Origin of the sequence: Coprothermobacter sp., from assembly GCA_013824685.1 — a bacterium.
In the GTDB taxonomy this organism is placed as follows: domain Bacteria; phylum Caldisericota; class Caldisericia; order Cryosericales; family Cryosericaceae; genus Cryosericum.
Map to the genome: position 1 here is coordinate 30,803 of PNOG01000023.1, position 21,014 is coordinate 51,816.

Annotated in this window: 19 protein-coding genes; 10 read left to right on the forward strand and 9 right to left on the reverse strand. The window is 61.2% G+C overall.

Features of this window, described 5'->3' with window-relative positions; translation table 11 throughout:
• Nucleotides 1–54: 54 nt before the first annotated feature.
• Nucleotides 55–2,430, reverse strand: coding sequence for a hypothetical protein (locus C0398_07670; GenBank protein MBA4365856.1), 2,376 nt, complete (start codon nucleotides 2,428–2,430; stop codon nucleotides 55–57).
• A gap of 37 nt (nucleotides 2,431–2,467) precedes the next feature.
• Entirely contained in the window at nucleotides 2,468–2,974 is a 507-nt protein-coding gene (locus tag C0398_07675) for a nucleotide kinase (GenBank protein MBA4365857.1), read from the reverse strand.
• 122 nt (nucleotides 2,975–3,096) lie between these two features.
• Between C0398_07675 and C0398_07680 the strand changes: the two genes are divergently transcribed.
• From C0398_07680 to C0398_07690, 3 genes are all read left to right on the forward strand, one after another.
• Complete coding sequence (locus tag C0398_07680) at nucleotides 3,097–4,212, forward strand: hypothetical protein (GenBank protein MBA4365858.1); 1,116 nt, start codon at nucleotides 3,097–3,099, stop codon at nucleotides 4,210–4,212.
• 172 nt (nucleotides 4,213–4,384) lie between these two features.
• A complete protein-coding gene (locus tag C0398_07685; protein MBA4365859.1) occupies nucleotides 4,385–6,028 on the forward strand; it encodes a hypothetical protein in 1,644 nt (547 codons plus the stop codon).
• Between the two features lie 178 nt (nucleotides 6,029–6,206).
• Nucleotides 6,207–7,589, forward strand: coding sequence for an RNA helicase (locus C0398_07690; protein MBA4365860.1), 1,383 nt, complete (start codon nucleotides 6,207–6,209; stop codon nucleotides 7,587–7,589).
• 127 nt (nucleotides 7,590–7,716) lie between these two features.
• Here C0398_07690 and C0398_07695 read toward each other — a convergent pair whose 3' ends face one another.
• Together C0398_07695 and C0398_07700 are read right to left on the reverse strand one after the other, a co-directional pair.
• A complete protein-coding gene (locus C0398_07695; protein ID MBA4365861.1) occupies nucleotides 7,717–8,436 on the reverse strand; it encodes a pirin family protein in 720 nt (239 codons plus the stop codon).
• Nucleotides 8,433–9,458, reverse strand: coding sequence for a hypothetical protein (locus C0398_07700; protein MBA4365862.1), 1,026 nt, complete (start codon nucleotides 9,456–9,458; stop codon nucleotides 8,433–8,435). The genes C0398_07695 and C0398_07700 overlap by 4 nt, the downstream gene beginning before the upstream one ends.
• A 384-nt stretch (nucleotides 9,459–9,842) precedes the next feature.
• Here C0398_07700 and C0398_07705 point away from each other — a divergent pair, with 384 nt between their 5' ends.
• The 3 genes from C0398_07705 (at nucleotide 9,843) to C0398_07715 (ending at nucleotide 11,011) form a co-directional block, all read left to right on the forward strand.
• A complete protein-coding gene (locus tag C0398_07705; GenBank protein ID MBA4365863.1) occupies nucleotides 9,843–10,478 on the forward strand; it encodes a hypothetical protein in 636 nt (211 codons plus the stop codon).
• Nucleotides 10,479–10,580: 102 nt separating this feature from the next.
• A complete protein-coding gene (locus C0398_07710) occupies nucleotides 10,581–10,769 on the forward strand; it encodes a hypothetical protein (protein ID MBA4365864.1) in 189 nt (62 codons plus the stop codon).
• An 11-nt stretch (nucleotides 10,770–10,780) separates the two neighbouring features.
• Complete coding sequence (locus tag C0398_07715; protein ID MBA4365865.1) at nucleotides 10,781–11,011, forward strand: hypothetical protein; 231 nt, start codon at nucleotides 10,781–10,783, stop codon at nucleotides 11,009–11,011.
• 71 nt (nucleotides 11,012–11,082) lie between these two features.
• Here the strand turns inward: C0398_07715 and C0398_07720 are convergent, their stop codons facing one another.
• The gene (locus C0398_07720; protein ID MBA4365866.1) at nucleotides 11,083–12,150 is read right to left on the reverse strand and encodes a type IV pili twitching motility protein PilT; all 1,068 of its coding nucleotides are present in this window, start codon (nucleotides 12,148–12,150) and stop codon (nucleotides 11,083–11,085) included.
• Between the two features lie 251 nt (nucleotides 12,151–12,401).
• Between C0398_07720 and C0398_07725 the strand changes: the two genes are divergently transcribed.
• The gene (locus C0398_07725) at nucleotides 12,402–13,373 is read left to right on the forward strand and encodes a hypothetical protein (protein ID MBA4365867.1); all 972 of its coding nucleotides are present in this window, start codon (nucleotides 12,402–12,404) and stop codon (nucleotides 13,371–13,373) included.
• Nucleotides 13,374–13,403: 30 nt separating this feature from the next.
• Here the strand turns inward: C0398_07725 and C0398_07730 are convergent, their stop codons facing one another.
• Together C0398_07730 and C0398_07735 are read right to left on the reverse strand one after the other, a co-directional pair.
• On the reverse strand, nucleotides 13,404–13,769 hold the full coding sequence (locus tag C0398_07730) for a hypothetical protein (GenBank protein MBA4365868.1): 366 nt from the start codon (nucleotides 13,767–13,769) through the stop codon (nucleotides 13,404–13,406).
• Nucleotides 13,770–13,906: 137 nt separating this feature from the next.
• The gene (locus C0398_07735; GenBank protein MBA4365869.1) at nucleotides 13,907–16,441 is read right to left on the reverse strand and encodes a hypothetical protein; all 2,535 of its coding nucleotides are present in this window, start codon (nucleotides 16,439–16,441) and stop codon (nucleotides 13,907–13,909) included.
• Between the two features lie 74 nt (nucleotides 16,442–16,515).
• Here C0398_07735 and C0398_07740 point away from each other — a divergent pair, with 74 nt between their 5' ends.
• The 3 genes from C0398_07740 to C0398_07750 all read left to right on the forward strand — a co-directional run bounded on the left by C0398_07740 (nucleotide 16,516) and on the right by C0398_07750 (nucleotide 19,466).
• Entirely contained in the window at nucleotides 16,516–17,532 is a 1,017-nt protein-coding gene (locus tag C0398_07740) for a hypothetical protein (protein MBA4365870.1), read from the forward strand.
• Nucleotides 17,529–17,951 carry a hypothetical protein gene (locus C0398_07745; protein MBA4365871.1) on the forward strand — a complete coding sequence of 141 codons (423 nt, stop codon included), beginning with the start codon at nucleotides 17,529–17,531 and terminating at the stop codon, nucleotides 17,949–17,951. Before C0398_07740 ends, C0398_07745 begins: the two co-directional genes overlap by 4 nt.
• A 117-nt stretch (nucleotides 17,952–18,068) precedes the next feature.
• The gene (locus C0398_07750) at nucleotides 18,069–19,466 is read left to right on the forward strand and encodes a Subtilisin DY (protein ID MBA4365872.1); all 1,398 of its coding nucleotides are present in this window, start codon (nucleotides 18,069–18,071) and stop codon (nucleotides 19,464–19,466) included.
• A gap of 97 nt (nucleotides 19,467–19,563) precedes the next feature.
• Here C0398_07750 and C0398_07755 read toward each other — a convergent pair whose 3' ends face one another.
• Nucleotides 19,564–20,412 carry a lysophospholipase gene (locus C0398_07755; GenBank protein ID MBA4365873.1) on the reverse strand — a complete coding sequence of 283 codons (849 nt, stop codon included), beginning with the start codon at nucleotides 20,410–20,412 and terminating at the stop codon, nucleotides 19,564–19,566.
• Between the two features lie 211 nt (nucleotides 20,413–20,623).
• Nucleotides 20,624–21,001, reverse strand: coding sequence for a hypothetical protein (locus C0398_07760; GenBank protein MBA4365874.1), 378 nt, complete (start codon nucleotides 20,999–21,001; stop codon nucleotides 20,624–20,626).
• Nucleotides 21,002–21,014 lie beyond the last annotated feature (13 nt).

The following is a 21,014-nucleotide window of genomic DNA, read 5'->3' on the forward strand; positions in this document are numbered from 1 at the left end:
ACATCTCGCAGACTCTCGGCATGATCTGACAGTCCGGTCGCCCCACGCAGGCACCTACTGCGGGGTCGACGTTCCCCCGGAGACGGTCGCGCTGTTGACGGTGATGGTGACGGTCTTCGTGAGCTCTTCCCACTGGACCTCTGCGCCAAGGTGCTCACTGACGAAGCGCACCGGCAGCATGGTCCTGCCGTTCATGATGGCCGCTGGAACGTCCAGGACAACCGCCTCGCCATTCACGACAGCAGTTCGATTGCCGATCTGAAGCAGCAGGATCGTTCCGTTGAAGCCCACTTCGACACTACGCGTCTCGGGGACCCAGGTGATTGCGCCGCCCAGACCCTCGATGATGGGTCGCAATGGCACCAGCGTTCGACCTCCCACGATGACGGGAGGGGTGTCCAGGGTCACGATCTGACCGTCCAGATGGGCGACCTTGCTACCGACGGAAAGCGTGATGATATGCTGGTTCGGGTCGACAGACTTCTCGAACGTCGCCAGGACGGACTTGTTGCCATCCATTGTGAGCGCGAGCGGATTGGCTGTGCCAGTGACACTGCCACTCCACCCCGTGAACTCCCATCCGGGAGCCGGCCTTGCGGTGAAGGTCACCGTACTCCCTGCAGGATACGATCCCCTCAGCGGCTCTACGCTCAGCAAGCCATTGCCCATGACCGCAGAAAGCAGCGTGTATGACGCGGGGGTGATCCCACCGATGACGTACTGTGACAGACTCTGTTCATTGCCGTTGAACCAGTCCAGGTCGACGCTGTGCCCTCCGATGCCCGGAACGGTTCCATTGTCGGCATACTGCCAGAACGCCCAGCTGTCCCAGCCCCCGGTGTTTGGCTGGGCTGATGGTGTATACGCCGCGATCCACAGGCGATAGCGTCCATCGATGGTGGGGTCGGCCTTGTGGAGGTCCGCGGCGACCGACGTGCTGCAGTAGATGAGAGGGTTAGCCCCGGTTGCTCCACGTACGATGCCAGACCATTCGTCGATCCAGCGCACCATGGCCGCGCCCTTGATGTTGTACCGTGGCTCGATGTCCAGGACAGGTACAAGGAACCCTGGCCCGATGAACTGTCCGGCCGTCTTCAGGAAGTAGGCCGCCTCAGCGGCAGCTGTGTTCTCAGCGGGCCAGCAGATGTGGTAAACTCCTGTCAGCAGTCCCGCGGAACGCGCACCAGGTACCAGCACGCTCATGAAGGCGTCCGTGATGTTCACTCCTTCGGTCGCCTTGACAAAAGCAAACTGGTAGCCGGCGAAACGCACCGCGGCCCAGTTGATCGGGTCGCCGGCATGGTCGCCCCCGCACTGCCACCGGGACACATCGATGCCCTGGATCATGCCTACGCGCATCTGCGCAGGGATATTCATACTGCCCGTGGAACAGGCGACGCGGACGAGACTCTTGTAGGTCCCCGCCGGCATACCGGTCCGCTGCACCCCGATGTTGATGCGCTGGCTTCCGCTGACAGGAACGCTCCCTGACGTGGGCGCAACACCGACCAGCCATGAGGCGCCAGGGATGATGTCAAACGTCACCGGCGTGCTCCCAGTATTCTGGAGCGTCAGGACGAGCGACGTCTGCTCGCCGCCGAAATCGAGCTCCGGAGGAAGAAAGAAGATGCCTGTCGGCATCGGGGCCACCTGTGGAACCGCCTGGACACCCTCGCAGAGATCGCTTGCGCCGTTCGCGTTGACGGCGCTGACGGCGTACCAGTAGGGCCTGCCGCCGATGAGCATGGGGCCGTCCGTCCAGGTCCGCGTGTCGAAGCCCTGATCACCGACATTCAGTATGGCAACGAGCGTCGACGGATCCGCGTGACGGTCGCGGTAGATACGCCAAGCAGTAATCGGGGCGGTTCCGGGTTCCTCGGGGAGACTCCATGAAAGCGCAACGGACTCGATCCCGGCTGTCGCCACAAGGGCCGTCGGCGCACTGGGAATCGGACTGGGGACAGCCACTTGGAGATACTTGTCGACCGACCAGCCCATCACGCCGCTTTTCCACTGGACGCGCCACCAGGTGAAGGTGCCACTGACAACCGGACCCTCCTGGGCGACCCCGCGAGCCCCGTCCATCTCGACGCCGACGACAGCTCCAGCACTGTCAGCCGACGATCGCACGTTGAGGCCGTCTCCCCCTGTGCCCGTGACTTCGACAGTAGAACCGACAGTCAGTGTCTCGGCAAGCGCAGAAAAAGGCGCGGACATGAGAGAGGTCAGCAGCACCAGACACAGCATGATGGCAGCCGGCCCCCTGAGCGTCACCCTCTTCTCACTAACGTGCCTGCCTTCTGGATGCCTCATGTCGACGGTTGTGCCTCCCGTACGGTGGAGTTCCCGGATGCAGTCTGCCGGCCTGTCGTCGCCACCTGTACCCATATTGTAGCAGCGTTCAGGCATCCATTCCGCACAGGTCTTCACAGAACCTGCGAACACCTGCTGTTGTCGAAAACAACGCTCAGGGGCGCTTGCCTCCCGCGCGGATCATCTCCTGCACCCGGTCCGTAACCTGCGGCACCGTCAGACCGGTCGTATCCAGGCAGGGGGCGTCAAGTGCCTGGTACAGGGGGAGACGCAGGACGGCTTCGTCAAGAGCAGACGGGGGGCATGCATCAGCAATGAGACGAGCGCGCAGCTCCTCGGGGGTGCAGACCAGCGAGACGCGTGTCAACCTGCATTCCAGGTCCTGCAACCCCGAAAGGATTGTGCGGACGATGAGTTCGTTGTGCAGGACCCAGTCGAAGATCACGGTCTCGTATGCAGAACAGGCCAGATAGTTGCGCAGCACGACGATGATGTTGCGCTCCACCATCGCCTGGGTCTCGTTCGTCACCTGCCACGGATGCATCGTCCAGCACCAGTCGCCGTCGAGCCATACCGCCTTGTCGAGACGGCTCAGCAACTCCCTGCATACCGCGCTCTTGCCAACTCCTATCGGCCCACCAATGACGACAAGGTTCTTCATGTGACTCCTCTCGCTTTGCCAATCGGCGCTCCGGCGCCCACTCCTATTATCCTATGCCGTCACTGTCGCACTGCAACCTGTAGCCGCCGTCTTGCACGACACGGTCCACGGCCCTACAATGCATGTGCTGCAGTACCTGCAACAGCGGGCGCGCAACGCAGGACAGGAGGCCAGTGATGAAGTTGATCATGTTCGACATGGATGGTACCCTCTTTCGGACAGAGACGTCCTTCTTTCCCTCTGTACGAGAGTTTGCCAGCCGTCATGCCTTCCCGGTGCCTGATGAGGCGTTTCTTCGAAGCTTCATCGGCCAGAGTGGCAGTGAATGGCGCGCTTGGCTGGAACAGCTTCAGCTCGACCAATCGACCGAGGAGCTGGCCTCTGAGTTCGACCTCCTGGAACAGGAATACGTGAAGACACAGGGTGAGCTGTACCCTGGTGCCGCAGACATCCTCAGGGCCCTGGCACTGGATGGATGGAAGCTCGGCGTATGCAGCAATGCCCCCGGGTGGTATCCTGAGATGATCCTGACCCGGGCAGGCGTCCGCGACCTGTTCACGGTGGTCCGCGTACCCAGCCACCCCGACCAGACGAAGGCAATGATGCTCTGCGAGGTGTGGAATGAGCTTCACCCAGAGCAGTGCGCGATGGTGGGGGATCGAGCTGACGACATGCGGGCCGCGTACGCGGGAGGCTACTTTGCGATAGGCGCCGTCTACGGTTGGGCTCCACAGGAACTGGAGCTCGCAGACGTTCGCATCCACGACATTGCCGAGATACCGACGGCCCTGGCCCATCACTGGTCTCAAGAGGGTGAGACCGAGAGCGCAAGCGTTCCGGCGACGGCTGCACCTGCTCCTGTCGTTGTTCCTCCGGCCTTCTCTCCACAGCTACCCGTCGCCCAGGCGCTAGCGGCAACGGCCAAGGTTCAGGAACCCCTGCCTGCCAAGCCGAAGGTATCCGTCCCCCAGCGTGAAGAGACTCCTTCCCAGATGATCGAGACGCCTGCCATCACACGCCCCATCGAGCCGGCAACGCCTGAAGAGGTCGTGGAGCCTGCAGTGGAGACGCCTGCCCCCATGGCTCCGGTCGAGCCGGTGGTCACACCGCCTACCCCGGTGGCGCCGCTCCGCTCGACGCCAGAGGCTGTCATCTCCCGTCCCGTTGAGCCGGAACCGCCGGCCGCAGCCAGAAGGTCCTGGAACCCGTTCCGCAGGCACGAGGACAAACCACGGTAGAGTTGGACCGCCACTTGCCAATACGATAGTAAGTTGTACGATGGTTGCACGATCAGGCCTTGCCTGGCCGCCCATGGAGGTTGCTCGAGTGCGAATTGCATAGTTCCGCTATACCGTAGCACCAACTCCGTCACATGCCTTCGGCACCGTGGCGACCAACACGGAGGAACATATGCAGATCACATGCACCAACCTATCCTTCTCATATCCGAACCAGACCACGCCCCTGTTCGAGGGAGTCACCTTCGCCGTCTCTGATGCGTCACGCCTCGGCATCATCGGTCCGAACGGCAGCGGCAAATCGACGTTGCTGGGTCTCCTGACAGGCAGTCTGCATCCCAGCACAGGTACCGTCGCGCGTTCACGCCCATCCCCTCGCATCGCTCTCGTCGAGATGGACCCGGGCGACAGCCGGCTCGTCATGACATGCGCCCTCGCGGTTCGCGACCCGCGCCTCGCCACGGTTTGGAGCATCATGCAGTTGGACTCCAGTGTCGACAGCACAGCAGAAGCGGCCGCCGAGTTTGCAGCGCAGGGCGGCTATACGGTTCTGGCCGACGTCAAGCGCACCCTGGCAGGCATCGGACTGCCGGAAGAGCTCTGGGATCACACCGTTGCGTCGCTATCCGTCGGAGAGCGCCTGTGGCTGCGCATCGCGGAAGCACTGCTCGCTCGAGCCGACCTCCTGATCCTTGACGAGCCCACCTCGCATCTCGACATCCAGAAGCGCGCAGAGCTGGCCGCAATGCTTCAGGACCTCGACCGGCCGTATGTGGTCGTGTCGCACGACCGGCACTTCCTGGACCTGGTCAGCACGCAAGTCCTGGAGCTGACGCGTGGACGCGCGCGTCTGTACGCCGGCGGCTATGCCACGTACGTGTCGACTGTCAAGGCTGAACAGGAGCACGACCGCGATATCTACGCTGTGCAGACACGCAAGGTGAAGCAGTTGAAGAAAGCCATCGGCATGGTCAAGGAGCGGGCTGGCAGTATCGAGGCGCTGGCGTACAAGTCGAGCTCGGGTTTCTTCAGCCACAAGGCCGCCAAGATGGAGAAACGTGCCAAGGCTATGCGCACGCAATTGGCACGGTCCCTTGCCGAGGCACGCGTGGCGAAACCCTTCATCGAGAAGACGAGAAACTACGTCCTGGAGGGTTCGACCCGCGGTGGCATCCTGGTCTCGCTGGTGCGTGTCACAACTTTGGCCGGCCGGCTTACCCTGTTCCGTGACCTGTCGCTGACCATCCACAGTGGTGAGCACTGGTGCCTGCTGGGACCGAATGGGGCGGGCAAGTCCACGTTGCTCCAGATAATGATCGGGCAGCGGCGACCGGATGCAGGAGACGTGATGCTGTCGCCATCGGTCAAGGTCGGCTTCGTCCCACAGCAAATTGCACTGGACCATGGCGAGGACATTCCCATCGACCTCGTACGGCAGACGAGCGGCATCGGCAGTGAGGACGCACGCATGCTCCTTGGGACACTCGGCATCGAAGGCAACCAGGTCTTCCAACCCATGCAGCAGCTGTCCATAGGCCAGCAGAAACGCGTGTTCATTGCCCGGCTGGTCGCCACCAGACCCGACCTCCTGGTCATCGACGAACTCGAGGGCAACCTCGCCATCGACGCTGTAGCACAGCTGGAACAGGCCCTGTCCGTCTTCCCCGGAGCTCTGGTCATGGTCACACACGACGTGGCACTTGCAGAAGCCGTCGGCCGACACTTCATTACGCTCGACGGAACAGGAAGATGGTCACCTGGGAACCTCTTTGCCGATCGGGCAACCACGTTCGGCAAAGGGCCGCAGTGCCCCTAATCGCGATCACCACACAACCTTCGTTGACAGTGCCCTGTTTGATCCCATACTATAGTGTCTTGCAGGTCTGTGCACAGGGAAACAGACGGTCGGGGAAACCCGATCGAACGCTCACTGTCGATGTCTCATAGCATGGGTCCAATAGCACTCGCCACACCCGTGCGGCGACATCCGACATATGAAAGAGCCGTCTGCTGACTGTCTGAGAGCGTCATCCTGTCGAGCGCCGGCACAAGGAGCTCACGTGACATTTGATTCATTCCATCTCGACCCCCGCCTCACCGCGGGTATTGTTTCATGCGGCTACACCACACCCACACCCATCCAGGAGCAGGGTATTCCCCCTGTCATGGAAGGACATGACGTCATGGGCCTTGCCCAGACCGGCACAGGCAAGACGGCCGCATACGCACTTCCAATCATGGAGCGCCTGCTGACGGGGCCACATGGCTCGCTGCGCGCCCTCATCGTTGCCCCAACCAGGGAACTGGCCGAGCAGATCGCCGAGGACTTCCGTGATTTGGGCCACAAGGCTCGCCTCACCGTCCTCACCATCTATGGCGGCGTCGGCATCAATCCACAGATCGATGCGCTCCGGCGCGGCGTCGACATCGTCGTCGCCTGCCCAGGCCGTTTGCTGGACCATATCACTCAAGGGACAGTCGACCTTACCAGGATCCAGGTCCTCGTCCTCGACGAAGCGGACATGATGCTGGATATGGGCTTTCTGCCCGATGTCCGCCGCATCATCAAGAACCTCCCCGCCCAGCGTCAGAATCTGTTGTTCAGCGCCACCATGCCGGAGGATATTCGCCATCTGGCCGATGCTATCCTCCATGACCCCGTGACTATCCAGATCGGCCACTCCGCTCCGGTAGAAACGGTTTCACATGCTCTCTACCCGGTACCGCAGCACCTCAAGACACCGCTGCTCATCGAGCTGCTGAAGCACACCGACACGGAGTCAGTCTTGATCTTCACCCGCACCAAGCACCGTGCCAAGAAACTTGGCGAGAAGCTGGCTAATGAAGGCTACCGTGCGACGTCGCTGCAGGGCAATCTGTCACAGCGCGCACGCCAGGCGGCACTTGGCGGCTTTCGTGACGGCAGCTACAAGGTACTGGTCGCTACCGATATCGCGGCCCGCGGCATCGACGTGACGCAGATCTCCCACGTCATCAACTATGACATCCCGGACACGACGGACGCGTACACCCATCGCATCGGGCGTACCGGCCGAGCTCTCCGTTCGGGAGATGCGTTCACGCTGGTCACAGAGGAAGACACGATCCTGGTCCGTGATATTGAGAAGGTTTTGGGAACACCAATCGAACGGCGTACCCTCTCCGGCTTCGACTACAAGGCCCCGGCTCCAAGGCGCGAAACCGAGTTTGCCTGGGACCCCAGATCCAGTACGGGTTCCAGCCGTCCTCAGCGTTCGGCCGGCCGTGACGGTCAGTCCACGTTGGCCGCGAAACATCATGAAAACAGCGTGAATTCGCCAAAGAGCTCGAATCATCGCTCAGCAACGAGAAGACCGGCCAGTATCCGAACCTCTTGACAGCGTTTGCACAGAAGTGATATAATAGAGATGTGATAGCGCCAAACGTTATCACATGCCCTCCTTCGCAGGGGCCCCGTCTGGGGCCCCTCGCTTTTTCCCCGTGGCTTGTACCTGTTCCGGTACGCTATTCGCGAATCGTCTGCCCCAGCGTCGGCACATCCACGAGGACAAAATCCGAGTGGTCGATCGCTCCCACCATGAACTCGGGCTCGTCCGCGATGCGCGCCTGGTCCCCTGACTCATAGTCGACCCCATTGACAGTCAGAGCGCCACGGGTCACGTAGAGGAATGCGCAACGGTCCGGGGTCATCCGGTACTCGATCATCTGGTAGCGCTCGAGGAAGCCGACGAAAACGGTCGCGTCCGCGTTCATCGGAATCGCCCCGGCCTTGTTCTGACCCGAGGCAACTGCGACCAGCTCGTTAGGAGGAGGAAGCGCTCCAAATGCAGCCTCAACATGGGAGGGCATCAGTCCCGGCACCCGCGGAAAGATCCCCACCTGATACAAATGGGCCTTTCCGGGGCACTCGTTCATCTCCTCGTGACGGACGCCGGTGCCGGAAGACAGGACCTGGACATCTCCTGGACGAAGGCGTACCGGAGGCTGAACCCCCTGCCGCTGTCGTATTTCCCCTGCCACGACGATGGTGACGACCTCAATCTCATCATGGAAGTGGAGTGGAAAACTACCCGCGGGGTTAAGCAGGTCATCGTTGAAAAAACGGAGACCGCCCCATCGGACGTTTCCGGGCTCAAAGTAGTCACCGTACGAGAACAGCAGGAAGTTCTCGGAACTCTGCGACACGGCGAGGTGTCGCTTCTGCGATGCTACGCGGCGGATCATCCGGTCTCGCTGTCGAGCTGGTCCTCAGACAGAATCTCGCCAGAACCGATCATGTCGAGAAATGTCAGCCCTATTGTTGGATCGAACTGCGTCCCAAGGTGTCCTGCAATTTCCTCCTGAGCCTCTGCCACCGAGAGAGAACAGCGATATGGACGCTGAGACGTCATTGCATCGAATGTGTCGGCGAGAGCCATAATTCGAGAGCCGACCGGAATGTGTTCTCCCGACAAGCCATCTGGGTAGCCTGCTCCATCCCATCGCTCGTGGTGATTGCGGATGATAGCCGCAACATTGTGCAGCTGCGCGATGGGGCGCAGGATGCTCTCGCCGACCAGAGGATGTGTGTCCATGAGCACCACCTCTTCCGGCGTCAGACGGGATGGCTTGTCCAGCAGGCGGTCGGGGACCGCTACCTTGCCGATGTCGTGGAGACGGGCGGCCAGCTGGATCTCGGCTGCATCGGCGGCATGGCCCAGGATCCTGCGAGCAACCTTGCCCGCCATGAAGGCGACTCGGGTGGAATGCCCGCACGTGTACTGGTCTCGAGCCTCCAGTGCATCAACCAGCGTGATCATGCCGTCCACAAAACGCTCCTGCAGCGCATCTTGCAGGGCCGCGACCTGTTGCTGAAGCCCACTGACTCGCGCCTCGTGACAGGCATCCTGAAGCTGCCGGTCTGTCACGTCGTGAGAGGTAACGGTAGTACCGGCATAGGTACCTCCCGACGTTTTCACGGGGACGCATCGGTGTTCATAGACCCTGCCTGTTGACGGGTTGCCCTCGACAACCGAGAACTCCGTCGCTGTTCCTGTCCGGAGTGCTCCAAGCCCCTGTTCGACATCCTCGGTCACCGAGCCGGCGAAGAGCAGGGGAAAAGCAATGCCGGCATCCGGCCGCGGACCCCTGACGAGTCGCGCCTGAGCGTTGAGCGTAACCACATGGTCATGAGCATCGGCCACGACGACGCCGTCAGGAAGCTGTTCGAGAGCCAATCGTATCAGTTCACCATCATCCTGAGCCATATGCGCCTCCTAAGCGTCACGTACCACGCCCCTTCAAGAGAGTTTAGCGCGTTATGGTGTCAAGTAAAACGATACCATCTGAGACAGCAGGAATAGACATCGCTGCTGACAGGAAATGAAAAAGGCGAAAGGCTTACGCCTCTCGCCATTGTAGGAAGTTGGCTGGAGAAAGAAAGTCGGAACCTTCTCATCTAACACGTTCGTAATCTTAGCAAGTTCATCGCGGCACACAAGGGCAGGTCTCGCAGACAATCGTTCACAATTTGTGCAAGACGCCGGAAGACGCGCTGTAGATCAGGTTTCGATGCGGACTCCCTTTCAGAATGCCATGTTCGCCGTACTCCCTGCAGCAACACTGTTGCAAAAGGGACGCGGTGGCATACCATGAAGTTGCAGGTCCGCTCAACGCTCACGTGGAACGCCGATGGCGATGGTCACGGGCGACCGCAAGGGGAGCACGAAATGGAGCTACGTGGAACACTCAGGGACTTCTCTCTCGAGGCTATCCTTGGCCTGATTCGGAACGGTCACAAGACAGGCACACTGCGTCTCGTCGTTACGACACCACTGGGAATACCGCGCCGGGTCGACCTGTCCTTTCTGGGAGGGGAGATAGCATCCGTCCAGTGTGGCTCTCTCCATGGGCTTGAGGCCTTGCGTGAAGCAGCAATATGTGTGGATGGCTCATTCGAGTTCAGCGTCGACAGCGCACTCTCCCCTCAGGACGAGAACGTCCCGGTTCCAATGGATGTAGCGCTGGCGACCATCGACGAGGCACGAAATGCGATGAAATCCCTGAGTGCGGCCCTTCCTGCCACCGGCGTGGCATTCAGTCACGGCGTCCCTTCCGATGACCCCGTCCACATCAGTGTCGAGGAGTTCCGCCTTCTGGCGGTCATGCGCGACGGCATGACCCTGAACGATCTCATCGCAGCGAACACTGCTCCTACTGTGGATTCGATGCGCGTCGTCCGGCAGCTCATGGAACGAGGGCTCCTCTTCGCCGGTCCCACGGGGTGACATCGAGCGTAAACAGCACCACAGGCTCATCCTGAACCCTTCTGTCGATGGGTGCACCATAACTCCAACGGGTACCCGAAATCCAGAACACAGGAGGCACAGATGACCGTCCAGGAACAGGCAGGAACGATCCGTATCACGTTCGTCAGCAAGAAGGGCGAGACCATCGCCTACGTCAACCCGCTTGCCACAGACGCCGTCGCATATGCGTGCGCCGGACAGCTCATGACTCTGCTCACTGAGCAGACGGCCGCCATCGTACGCAACAGGCGGTCCGCGTTCGTGGAGTAAGGAGGTAACCCATGGCTGATTCTCAGACCACCGTCCTTCGCCTCGTGTTCGGCACCGACACACCCGGAAAGACTTATGCAATGGAGTTCAACAGCCCCAAGCCGGACCTCACGGACGCTCTGATCCGTCCGGTGATGCAGCAGTTCATCGACGGCCAGCTGGTCAGCGGGACGAACGGTATGCTCACGAGCATCGAAAGCGCCGGCATCATCACCCGTCAGGTGACGGAAGTCATATCGTAGCAGCCGCACGTCCATCAGGGCATAACAAGAAGGGGCGCAGCCATGGCTGCGCCCCTTCTGCATTTCCAGCGTCAGACCTTGACGTTGACTCCTGCCCGCAGGGCCACGTCAGCCGCAACGATCCCCTTGGCCACAAGCTCCTTGACGCATTTCTCCATGGTCATCATCCCCATGGCACCGCTGGTCTGCATCGTGGAGACAATCTGGTAAGACTTGTTCTCACGGATGAGGTTCCGGACGGCCGGTGTCGCTATCAGCACTTCCGTGGCCACGACCAGCCCGTTGCCGTCTCTGCGCGTCAGAAGTTGCTGCGTCACGATGGCTGACAGCACGTTCGCCAGCTGGACCCGGATCTGCCCCTGCTGAGCGGCGGGAAAGACATCGATGATACGGTCGATGGATTGCGGAGCCGAATTGGTGTGCAGGGTCCCGAACACCAGGTGTCCGGTCTCGGCGGCCGTCAGAGCTGCCGCAATCGTCTCCAGGTCTCGCAGTTCGCCCACGAGGATGATGTCGGGGTCCTCTCGCAACACGGCGCGCAGAGCATGTGCGAACGATTCCGTGTCCTCGCCCAGCTCCCGCTGGACCACGATGCCCTTGCGGTGCTGGAACAGGAACTCGACGGGGTCCTCGACGGTGACCGTATGGACGTCGCGTTCCTGGTTGATCTTGTCGATCATCGCCGCAAGTGTTGTCGACTTGCCATGGCCGGTCGGCCCCGTCACGAGCACAAAGCCCTTCTCCAGCTTGATCAGGTCCTTCACGACCTCTGGCAGCCCGAGTGAATCCAAGTCGGGGATGGTGAATGGGATACGCCGCATGGTCACGGCCATCGTGCCCCGCTGCCGGAAGACGTTCACACGGAACCGCGCCAGGCCTTTGACCGAGTAGGAGAAGTCGAAGTCCAGATGCTGCTTGAACACAGTCTTCTGGTCGTCGTTCATGATGGGAAACACAAGCGCTTCGATGCCGCCTCCTGACATCATCTCGGTCCCAATCGGCAACAGATGCTTGTGGATACGCAGCATGGGCGGCGTTCCCGCCTGTAAATGCAGGTCTGAGGCCCCGCGGTCGACAACAATCTTCAGGATATCGTCCAGGCCCCTTATTTCGATGGGTACCCTCTTGAGTTCGTCCATCAGTACCTCCAAATCGGCCGGACAATCACCACTTGTGCCGTGCCTTCATGTAGTATAGCAGCACACTGGTTTCTTCTACTCATGGAACATATATCGCTTCCTTGCCTATTGTCAACGCACTCTCCTCGGTCTCCACATGCCGTGCGTGCGTTCACGACGGGGCACGATTGACAAACCGGCGCAGGGACGGTAGCATGAATTGATAGTCATGGAGCGCATGACCACCGTGCTCGTCCACTGGGAGGCCTGTCATGAACATCAACACACGCATCTGGGAAAACAGCATCGCAGATCTGCCAAAGGGGGACCAGCAGGCGGAGCAGTTCGAGCACTACGCCCGTGAATTCTTCATGCCTGACAGCATTGCCCCATCTGTCTATCTGGCCAACGTGGCTGCGCTCATGGAACAGTCGACCGAGGAAAGTGGCGTCCAGCCGACTCCATCTGCGGCACAAATGGCCTTGTCGATGCAGCATCCCACTGGCTTCCCAACATGGTTTCTCGCAGCCTACCCGGACGTGGCCCTCTGGTTCTCTTCGCAGGATGGCCCTGACCGCAAGGTTGTCGATGCCGAAGTGGCCAGAAGATCGGCAGCATCCGGAGCTGCAGCCAGCCATCTCGTCGACGAGAATGGGTTTTTCGCGCACGCCGTCCTGCGGACTCTTGTCGACCTGTACCGCGAACGCACAGGCTCTGTGCTGGAATGCACTGCTTCTGATGCCGACCTTCAGGAAGAGGGGGCAGCCGGTTCGACGGACAAACAAGCCCTGACAGCCCAGCAGGCTGTCGACCTGATGGCCGCAAATATCACTCGTTATGAGCGTGAGCTGGCTACCAGCTACGGAGACAGGTTCGCGGGCATACAACCACGCCTGACGGTGGCAGGACTTCTTCAGCTTGGCTACTACGTCCTCGTGGATCACGTCATCCCGCTCGTGACCCTCATCCAGGCTGCCGACGCATCGGCGTCGGCAGATGATCCAGTCGTCGAATTCGTGGAGCGGCTCGAGATAGAGGTGTTCTGCGCTGAGGGCGGGGAGGGTGAACGAAAGCGCATCGAAGGGGCATGTCACCTGCTGCGTTCGCGCATTCTCGACGTCGTCCTCCAGACTCGGACGGACTTCGAAGAAATGCCCTCGCTCACGCAGGCCACCCGCAATTTCATGGATCTGCCTCAGTTCGAGCCACTGCGACAGGCCATCGGTATCCGTCCAGCCGGCTAGCAGGCGACTCTGGCCGGAAGCGAAGTCCGGTTAGGGGATGTCCGAGCGCAACGGTTCCGGCTCGATCAATCCGTATGCCTCCGAGACGGGGACCACAAACATGATGCCAACGCCCTTCTGGGTCAAGTCCCCAACTGCACCCAGCACGATCTTCTTGGCGCGCTCCAGGGCTTCTGTGTTGCTGATGACCGAGAAGATCATCTTGCTGCTCGCCTGCACCGGTGAACCACCCAGCAGGCGGGCAATACTGGCCACGATCGGGATGTCGGCCGCAAGCATCTGACCCATGCCCCGGCTGTCGATGACCGTTGCGCCACCGACATCGATGGCAGTAAAACCCTCCAGTACCTTGCGCACATGTGCATCACTGTTCAGCACAGCAACCAGCAGGAACATCGGCACCTCCGGAAAACATACATCTCCTGTATCAGTGTGGCGGAGGACTGTCGCCTGTCAACTGCCGCACTATGGCCAAGGCCCATGCGCCCCTGTTCATCGCTCTTCGGCCGGGGCGAACCCTCTTGCCTTGGGGGCTACGGCTCCCCATCGGTGAGTGGCAATGGCGCCTCTTCGGGCTGCGCGGGCGCGACACTGCGATGGGCTGCAGATGCGGACGCAGTATCCTGTGCTGTCACGTCGTCCCCGAGTCCGCGTCGTCTGCGCCCCTTGCCCTTCGCCGCCTCGGGATTGCGCCCGAGCAAGGACTCAGGGACAAAGCCCGCGTTCTTGAGGAAGAACCAGTTGGTTGCAGGCAGGTCGAGGGCCAGGTATGCCGAGCGTGCGCCACGTTCCAGCGTCCCCTCCAGCAGCAGCGGATGCGACCCGATCTGGACGAAACTTTCAAGGACGCCCTCACCGGGATATGGCTCGGATGCGCCGAAATGCGCCGCGGCCGCGCGCAGGCCGTCATGGTCGGCGTAGTGCAGGCGGCAATCTGGTGAAACCGACGCCAGCAGGCGTGCCATGAGCGGCGAGACGTGGGCACCCTGCGGCACACCCGCGGTCACCGTGTGACGTGCGGCACGCGCCTGCTCGAGCAGCCAGCCCTGATGACGGGCGCGCTCCCCCACCATGATCCGCTGGCCGCCCACGACGTTGTTGGGTAACCACTCCTTGATGTCGAGGAGAGCCCTGGGGTCGACGCGGCGCACCGCTCCCTTTTGCTCGATGATGCTGACAATATGCCTCAGGACCGAATCCTGCGCCCCACGGTCGTGCACGAAATCGAGGTCGCCCACCAGGATGAACTTGCCGCGTGCCCGGCTGAGCGCGACGTTGAGCAGGCGAGGCGCCGGGTCGACGTCCCAGTCCTCCAGATTGCCTCGTGTCAGTGTCGACATAGACCACTGTGGTTCTCCGTCGGTCAGCGAGAAGATGACGACGTCTACCTCTGAACCCTGATAGCGGTGGACGGTCGAGATCGTCAGCCGTTCCCGGTCCAGCGCCAGTTCGCGCGCCATGGTCCCCAGGAGACGTGCCTGGACGGCATAGGGCGTCACCACCCCGATGCTGATGTCCGGGTAGCGGGAGAGCATGCCGGCGGCGATCGTCATCACCGTGACCGCCTCCACCAGGTTGAGGCGGGAGTACCCTTTGACCTCCCGGTAGCACCGTGTCTGCAGAAGCGATGTGTCCACGGCGGCCAAGGCTTGTCCCTCGAACGGAGCAAGGCGTGCAATCGAGCTGGTGCGAACGATGACGCGCTCGCCGTCGTCCAGCCGGTCCTGGTAGAACAGCCGGCTCACGGCCGAACGGATGGATGGGTGCATGCGGTATTGCGTGCGCAGCATGGCCATATCGGGCACGTCCTCGCCGGCGCGCACCGCCTTCGTGATGCCCCGCACCTGGTAGATGTCCCGCTGCAGCCACTCGCGGACGGCCGCCGTCGTGCCGGAGGCGATGGGGGGTAGCTGCATGAAATCGCCCGCGAAGACGATCTTGCCCCGCGCCCTCGAGGCAGCCAGGACGTCATACGGTACCAGCGACATGCTCGCCTCGTCGATGATGACCACGTCGAACGAGCGTTCCATGAGTTCGTCCGACAAGGCCAGCTTCGTCAGCGTCGTGGCGACGACCTGCGTCTCCGCAACCAGCTTCTTCAGTTCCTTGTCGACACGGTGGCGCAGTCTGCCCATGTCGCCCCTCACCGTCTCGAATTCGGCGGTGTCGAACAGCTCCTCTCGCTTCGCATGCTCCAGCAGGTCACGACGCCGCGACTGAAGACCCACAAAGCGCTCAGCGTCGACGTTGCGCCTAGCGAGGATGTTGAGTGGGTTGATGTCGGACTCGACCAGGAGGTCGCGCTTGGTGATGATGCCGTACCGGATCACGGCACCGCAGGAAAGGTACGGTGTCCCACGGCAGGCGTTCACCACGGCAAGCGTCGCGACGTCGACTGCCGCGTTGCTGTGTGCCAGCAGCAGGACACTCTTGTGACGCTCGATGAGTTCGCGCACCAGGTAGGCGATAGTCCGCGTCTTACCGGTGCCAGGTGGACCCCAGATGAAGCTGACGTCACACTCTGCGACCTTCTGCAGTGCGTCGCGCTGTGACGGGTCCAGCCACCGGTTGTCCGCGAAGGCCCCGTTCAGCTCTGGCAGACTATCCCCGGGGGCAGGAGGACTGAGCAGAGCAAGAGCCCGGCCACAATCGTCCTCGTCCTTCAGCGCGTTCAGCCTGTCTTCCAGTTTCAACAGCAGGTCCCATGGCGTAGCAATCATCGTGGCCGCGCGCACCAGAGCCCCAAGGAACTCGCTGGAGGCAATCGACACCAGGTCCCGGTCCCCGCCCACGTAGACGCCCTGCACGACGCGGCCGTCCACGTCGAGCTGTACCATAGCTTCCTCGGGCAGGTTGACCTCGTACGGGGTGCTGAAGAAGTAGAGGAAGTTCTCGTCGCCGCTGTCCGACACCAATGTGCCCTCGACGAGGGAATGGCGATTCGTCCGCTCCGAGGCCTTCTCGGCGGTGACTTCGTCCTCGATTGCAGCGGCGAACGCCGCGATATGGACTGCCAGTTCTTCGTTCATGCGGGCTCCTGTCATCGCGGCGCTGTGCCACGCGAGCATTCATTATACCGCCGCGGGGTTTCCTGTATACTGAGCACAGTGAGACACGAGTTTCCTGGCATGCAGCGTTCAGTATGGGAGGTAACCTGATGTACAAACCGACAACAAAACTCTCCGCTGTCCTGACCGAACACCCGCGGGCGGCGGCCTATCTTGCATCGATCAATCCAAAACTGAAGCTCCTCGGCAACCCGGTCGTCATCGGCCTCATGGCCCCTCGCACCGACCTGCGGAAGGTCGCAGAACGTGCCGGCTGGACTGTGGAAGAGCTGGAAGCGGCCGTGGTCCGCAGTGATACCGAGGGAACCGCTCCAGCGACATCGGGAGATGCTCCGGCCAAGCTCAAGGAAGACCTCAAGGCTGTCCTCCGGAGACTGTACGCAGGCGAAGACCCTGTCAGGTGCAAGGCGCAGTTCAAGGAGCTGATTGCCAGGGCGGACCCACTTCTCATCGCGACAGCCGAGGCGGAACTGGCACGTGAGGGCTTCTCCACCGACCAGCTCATGGAAGCGTGCGACGTCCACATGGACGTCTTTCGCGACCAGCTGGCAAGCTCGCGTACGGTGGTGCCAGATGACCATCCGCTGAAACACTTCATCGACGAGCAGGATGCCATCATTGCCTGGCTCGAGCAAGGACTTGTCCTGGCCAGGACACTCGGCGCGCTGAACGGGTACGCAGAGGCGGAGAGCGTGCTCACCGAGCTGCGCCGCCTGATGCAGCATCTGCACGAGGCCCAGAGCCACGACGCCCGGCAAGAGAACACGCTGTTCCCCCTGCTGGAACGGTATGGCGTCGAAGAACCTCCCGCGATCATGTGGGCTGAGCACAACCGCATGAAGGCAACGCGCGACGTCATCGACAAGACGATCCACGGGGCACCCGACGCCCTGCCCTACGCGCAGTTTGCGCAGGTGCTGGCGGGCGCGTTTCAGCACTGGCTGGAGACCTTCGTCCAGCACGCAAAGAAAGAACAGGAGATTCTGTACAACGTAGCACTCGACCTGCTGTCCGAAAAGGACTGGCAGGATCTTCAGCAGGAATCCCAGGAACTGGGGTTCTTTGCACTGCCAGAGGAGGAGAACCGATGAGCGATACCAGTTGCGACCTGTTCGAGGGCATGGACCTCGACGTCCTGCTTGCACTGTTCGATACGCTGCCGGTCGACGTCTCGTTTGTGAACGCGGACGACGAGGTGACCTACTTCAACCTGCCTGCCGCAGGGCGCATCTTTCCGCGCACACGGCTGGACATCGGGCGCAGGGTACAGCGCTGCCACCCGCCCCAGAGCGTGGACAAGGTCCAGCGAATTCTGGACGACTTCCGCGCGAAAAAGCGCTCCACGGCCGACTTCTGGCTGGAACTCGGCGGCAAGTTCATCTACATCCGGTACTTCGCCGTCTACGGCAAGGACGGCATCTACCAGGGGACTCTCGAGGTCTCCCAGGACTGCACCGCAATCCGTGCCCTTACAGGCGAGAAGAAACTCGAGAGCGAGCCGGCCGTCTGAGCCGTGCTCAGATCGGCGTCGATGAAGTGACACTGGACACTCTGGACTGACACTCCTGCTTCGACGACACGCTCTACTCGGCCCGCCCTTGAAAAGAAACTGCAGTGTGGTACCGTGATGGTAGTTCATACCACAGGAGGTACTATGAGACACACACGGTTGATGGCTCTCATCACCTGCATTGCGCTGGTCGCAATGCTTGCACTGTCGAATGTGGCTGTTGCACAGACAAAGGGCATGATTGGCATCAATGTCCTGTTGAAGACCGACGTCACAAAATCCATCCTGGCCGACCTGGGCACTCACGGTACGGTCCGGGACGTCATCGCCGAGATCAAAGCTGTGACCATACAGGCCAAGGCGTCGGAGCTGGCTGTCATCCAGGCACTACCCTACGTCGCAGCCGCCAACCCGGATACAGAGCGCAAGACAGGACCTGTGTCCACAACCGCCGTCACTGACTTCTCTGGGGGCATCAACACCTGGGACCTCGATGCGATCAACGTCACTGACTTCGGCGTGGGCCGCACCATCGGCTATGATGGGACGGGCGTCTATGTCGCGGTGCTGGATACCGGCCTTGTCAACAACTGGCCGTATTACTTCCCGACTGAGCGAATTGCCACGCAGTATGCCAAGTGCTTCGGCGGTGGCGGAGGGGAGGCCGGCTTCGTCTCAGAGCAGCCGAACAAGTGGGGGCAGGACCAGAACAGCCACGGGACACACGTCACCAGCACGATCCTTGGCTACAACATGGGCACAAGGCTCGTGAACGGTGTCGCTCCGATGGCCAAGATCATTCCTGTCAAAGTCCTGAACCAGAATGGCTCTGGCTGGTCGTCGGTCGTCGCGCGCGGCATCGAGTACGTGGGCGAACTGAAGGCTGGTCCGCTTGCAAACTACCCTGTCGTCATCAACATGAGCCTCGGTGGACCCAGCCTTGACGCCATGGAGAAGGCGGCCATCGACTATGCCATCGAGCAGGGTGTCATCATCGTGGCATCCGCCGGCAATGAAGGCACGGCAGGCATGGGGTATCCTGGAGCGTATGCACCTGTCATCTCGGTCGCAGCATCAGGGTGGATAGGTGAGTGGACCACGGCAGGATGGTGGCGCACTCTGAACGTTCCTGACCCCACGAATATCGCCGACTACTACATCACAGATTTCTCCAGTCGCGCTATCGATACTGAACAGGACCTTGATGTCGCAGCTCCGGGTTCGTGGTGTGTTGGGCCTTACCAGGTCAATGGTCAGATCAGCTACTACTACCTGGGTGGCACGAGCATGGCATCACCCCACGTGGCGGGCATTGTTGCGCTGATGGCACAGAAGTACCCCTCACTGACAGCGCCTCAGGCAGAGACGTTCCTCGAAGCAAGCGCCATTCCGCTTCCGGCCGGCTCGCGCACGATCTACAACCCCGATGGAAGCTCGGAGACGATCTCTTGGCTCGATGACGCCACGGGTGCAGGTCTGGCTACTGCTGACGCCGCCCTTGCGGCAACACCCTAGCGGCCCACTGTCTCAAACGTTCAACGCCCCCGCTTACGCGGGGGCGTTTGTGTTCCAGGCGATGGCCTCTGAGGATCGCCGGTTCAACGAGCTTCAGTCATGCCTTGGTGATGTGCGCGTCCAGCCAGTCGGCAGCGAAGGCCAGCACGCGCTCCTTTGCCCCATCCGGCTCATGGTGGATGAAATGGTACAGCCCTGGCCACAGCTTGAGCGTCACATCGCCCGATACTCCTGCGGCAAGACGCTGTGACCCTTCGGGCAGTGCGACAACGTCGTCCTCGCCGTGCATCACGAGCAGAGGGACCTGGACCTCCCCGGCACGCGCGAGTGCTTCGGTATTGGTTTCGCCGATGACGGCCGCCAATCCGACGGTGATCTTCTTGTACACCAGCGGGTCCGCATCATACGCGTCCAGCACGCCGACGTCATGGCATACCTTGCCGCGCATGGGGCCCATGCCGTTGCTGACGGTCATCGTGGGCACAACGTGCCGCAGCACCCTGACCTTGCCCATGGCCGCGGCTGATGCCGCCGGCATGACAAAGCCACCACTGCAGAGAATGGCGCCCGCCAGCCGTGGGTGTCTGCGAACCAGGTACGCGGCACCGATGGTCGATCCCATACTGAAGCCGTACAGGAACAGTGGCTTGCCGGGGAAGTGTGCCCGGATTTCGGCACAGTACCGGTCCAGGTCCTCCATGAAGTCGTCGAGGCGGGATACGAACGCCCGCCTCCCCTCGGACACGCCGTGTCCCCGCAGGTCTCCTGCCACAAACGCGTACCCACGGTCGACGAAGCTGCCTCCGATATCCACGTACCGGCCCCCATATTCGCCGACACCGTGCACCAAGGCGACCACGCCGCGCACGTCTCCCTCGGGCGTCCACACGCGGGCATACAGGTTCAGGTTGTCTTTGCTGCGATAGCGGAACTCATCCCTGTGCATCGTTGCCTCCCAGACTCCGTTTCACTGCTCAACCATGATAGTATAGGTCCTCCGGGCGAAAGTGCACTGGCTTATCCGCGTGACGGCGTGTTCCTGGCAACATGTGGGTTCCGGCCTTCGCGGCAACGACGGAGAGAAGCCTGGTGCACAATGGAAAAGGCCGGATCCTGAAGGCCGGCCTGATGGTACGTGGTATGTCCTTCAAGAGAGGCTACTTGTTTTTGGCCAGTTCCAGGGCAGCAGTGGCTGCTTCCTTAAAGAGCGTGCTGGTGCCGGTTGCCTTTGCAACAGCATCAACCATGGCGATGTCGCCAGTCTCGATGAGCTTGGCCTGCATGGTGGCGATAGCGTCGATAGCAGTCGGATATGAGTAGTTGTCTTTGGTTTTGGGCATGAGCTCGACGTACTTGGCCTCGGTGATCTTGTCACCAGCAATCGTCAGCGTGATTTGACCAACGTTGCCACGATCATCGGCGGCAGAGTGGCTGACATAGGAACCGTCGACATAAACGGCCTTCTTTGCGCACCCGGTGAAAGCAACAACCATGAGAGCAGCGACGAGGTCAAAAGAAACAATTCCTCTGGTCATGTTTTGTGGTACT